Source organism: Pseudomonas sp. FSL R10-2964 (assembly GCF_009600035.1).
Lineage (GTDB): Bacteria > Pseudomonadota > Gammaproteobacteria > Pseudomonadales > Pseudomonadaceae > Aquipseudomonas > Aquipseudomonas bubulae.
Map to the genome: position 1 here is coordinate 1 of NZ_WIWH01000079.1, position 3072 is coordinate 3072.

3 protein-coding genes are annotated in these 3072 nt (G+C 49.0%); 1 reads left to right on the forward strand and 2 read right to left on the reverse strand.

Features of this window, described 5'->3' with window-relative positions; translation table 11 throughout:
* On the forward strand, nt 1-1106 hold a 1106-nt coding region (gene mobV / locus GHN92_RS23440), incomplete at its 5' end, for a MobV family relaxase (protein ID WP_256666557.1).
* 14 nt (nt 1107-1120) lie between these two features.
* Here mobV and GHN92_RS23445 read toward each other — a convergent pair.
* Together GHN92_RS23445 and GHN92_RS23450 are read right to left on the reverse strand one after the other, a co-directional pair.
* On the reverse strand, nt 1121-2239 hold the full coding sequence (locus GHN92_RS23445) for a DUF559 domain-containing protein (protein WP_153328962.1): 1119 nt from the start codon (nt 2237-2239) through the stop codon (nt 1121-1123).
* Nucleotides 2240-2274: 35 nt separating this feature from the next.
* Nucleotides 2275-2802 (reverse strand): replication/maintenance protein RepL, encoded by a 528-nt coding sequence (locus GHN92_RS23450; protein ID WP_228390351.1) that lies wholly within the window; start codon nt 2800-2802, stop codon nt 2275-2277.
* Nucleotides 2803-3072: the final 270 nt, after the last annotated feature.

A 3072-nucleotide genomic window follows, 5' to 3' on the forward strand; every position in this document is an offset into this window, starting at 1 on the left:
GGCGTAGCCGCGCAGGCTTTTTGGCCCTGGGTCCGAACGATCTTTGCGCAGCAAAGTCTAGTGAGTACACTTCCAATGAAGTGGCCCGGCGGAGCCAGGCGGATTTCGAGTGGATTGGGGATGGCATGGCATACGCAATCATGCGAGCAAAGAAGCTCGCCAATATGGGCTCGGTGGCGGCCTCGATGCAGCATTGTTACCGCGAGCGCGAGACGCACAATGCAGACCAGGAGCGCACACCCGACAATCAGCACCTGGTCGCCAAGAGCACGGACGAGGCGATGGGCAAACTGCGGGCTTTGCTGCCGGAGAAACGGCGCAAGGACGCGGTTCTGGCCGTCGAGTACGTGATGACGGCTAGCCCGGACTGGTTCGCCAAGGCGACACCAGAACAGGAAAAGGCGTTTTTCCAGCGATCGCTGCAATGGTTGGCCGACAAGTACGGCGCCGATCGCATCGATACGGCCAGCATTCACCGCGATGAAGCCACGCCGCACCTGTCCGCGTTCGTGGTGCCGCTGACGCAGGACAAGCGCCTGAGCGCCAAGGAATTCATCGGCAGTCGGGACAAGATGCGTGCCGACCAGACCAGCTACGCCAGCTGTGTCGCTGATTTGGGGCTGGAGCGCGGGATCGAGGGCAGTAAGGCCACCCATCAGACGATCCAGCAGTACTACGCCGCTGTAGAGCGCGGTGTGAAGGATAGGGCGACGATCAGTCCGAAAGCGGTAGAGCCGCGGGTGCTGGAAAAGGCGGGGTTCATGGCTAAGACGGTGTTGGGTCGTGGCGATTTAGTCGAATCACCAGAAATGATTGCAGAACGTCTTACCAAAGCGGTGAACGAAGGGTTCGCCGGGACCGTTGCTACGGCCTCTACAGCGCTCCAGGAACGTCGCAGAGCGAAGGAGCTGCAGGACACGGCAAATGACCTCAGAAAGCGTCTTGAGACGTTTCAGGGGCCTTTCAAGGGGCTTACAAAGGCTCAGGTTACTGAGGTTTTAAAAGTGGCCATGACGTTCCAACTGGAAAACAAGAAAGCTAAGGAACAGAGGACGGCGATACGCCAAGAAAAAATAAAAAATGCCCCGATCGATCGGGGACGTTAAAATAATATATTGGACTACTCACGTGAAGTAGGCACATGAGCGCCAGATTTGATTAGATCCATATCCGGGAAACCCGATTCCTCCATGTATTTATGGAAAAGAACTGCAAACATATAATCATTAGCAGATCTTTTCCTCAAATCCTCAAAATACTTTCTGCGGTTTTCAAGATGATAGGCGCACTCCATTGAAATTTGCCGCTGAACAACTTCATTATCAATTGGCTCCGGCAAAATAATAGGTGTCCAACAAAAAATTTCGGTTATTGGTTTTTTAATATGACCTTGTGTAATTCTTGCGTACATTTCATCATGAATCTTTCGCTCACCAGGAGAAAGGTTCATTAAACGAATCTCTGTCTCGACTTTACGTACCATAGCGTTAAGAAATATTTGTTCACTATCTATGGCTTTTTTAAAATCTGAAATAGTAGCTTGTTTCAAGCTAGCATCAATAACTATTTTAGTAAAACTCGATACGCCTTTCGTGAAGTCACCAATGTAGTTTGATACAGGTTTCCGTATAATACTATTCTTAGCAACTGGCTCTGGCTCTGGCTCTGTCGCAGACCTGGTAGGGTTTAAAGCAAAATCCTTGACCCTTCGGATAGCTTCGGCGGGATTATTGAAAACTATACTTGCTGGTATCCGGAGGACGCTATAACCATGGGCTACTGAGAATTCGTCTCGGATACGGTCACGCTCTACCTGCTCAGGTGAAGAGTGGTATGTGGCACCATCAATTTCGACGATGTACTTGCTGTTCAGCACAAAATCAAATCGATAGTTATGGAATGTGAATTGCATTTCCATTGATAACGCTGGGGAAATTAGTGCCCCATTACTAGGATAAAGATTGAATTCTTTAACCATGGATTGTAGAAACTTTTCCTCTGCTGGAGATTCACAGCCTTTTAGGAATAGCTCTAGCCAGTCACTATCGTCGGGTTTTGCGTCAACCCATGTTCGAGGCGGAAGGACCGTTTTAGTTTTTGGTTCTATAAAGTCTAAGAAAGTTAACCATGTTAAGATTAGTACAACAATCAAAACATATGGGAATATAAAACATAGCGGCAATACTATTGCAATTAAACCAGCCCTAACCCAAAGCTTACCTGCAGATTTTCCGTTCACATAGCACCTTCCTGGTTAACATTATTGTGGAGCTTTTAGATATCTAGGTCTTGTTGGTCTGGCGGTGGAAGTTCATCCTTTCCGGTAACGGCTATGTTGTTGTCTTCGATGATTGGGATGTAGGTCAGTTTCTGCTTCGCCTTTTCCTTGAAATTGCTGTCTTGCTCAGATGCAGAGGCAATGACGGTCGCAGAGAAAACGGCGTATTTCCGTTGGTTGCGGCCTGCCTGCCAGAACACTCGTTCGTTGACACAGTAGGCGCTGGCATTGCCGATTTTTACTGTGTCGATCCAGTTTTCATCCTTGAGGAGCTTGATTGCTCGACCCACTGTAGGACGGCTTACGCCTGTGACCTCGCAGAGCGTCCCATAGCTACACACTACGGCGTTTGTGGTCCTACCCATGTGCTCCACCAAGTAATACAAAATCTCGTGCGCTATGGGGCTTGCACGGGCCAATTTACGCATCTGAGTCAGGTAGCTGCGGGAGATCTGGACGAAGTTGTAATTGTCCCGTACATCATGAGACTCCGGAGTCTCTTCTGGTGATGCAACCATGCTCATATTGAGATCCTGCTTGCTTTAAATGGTGATCTCGAATGATACACTTGATGATGACCCTTTGAAAACAGAGTCTCACCAGCTATGAGACTGCCCAGTCTCACCAGCTATGAGACTACCCCTAAAAAAAAACCTTTAAAATCAGCAGGTTGCAATACCCCCCCTTCTATATCTCAATAGGGCTCTGCCCTAGGCGATGCCTTACCCTGAAAAGCACGGCCAACGGCCTTGAGATTGCTTTCCCTAAGTGCCCAAGTTTTCGATGGTTTGAAC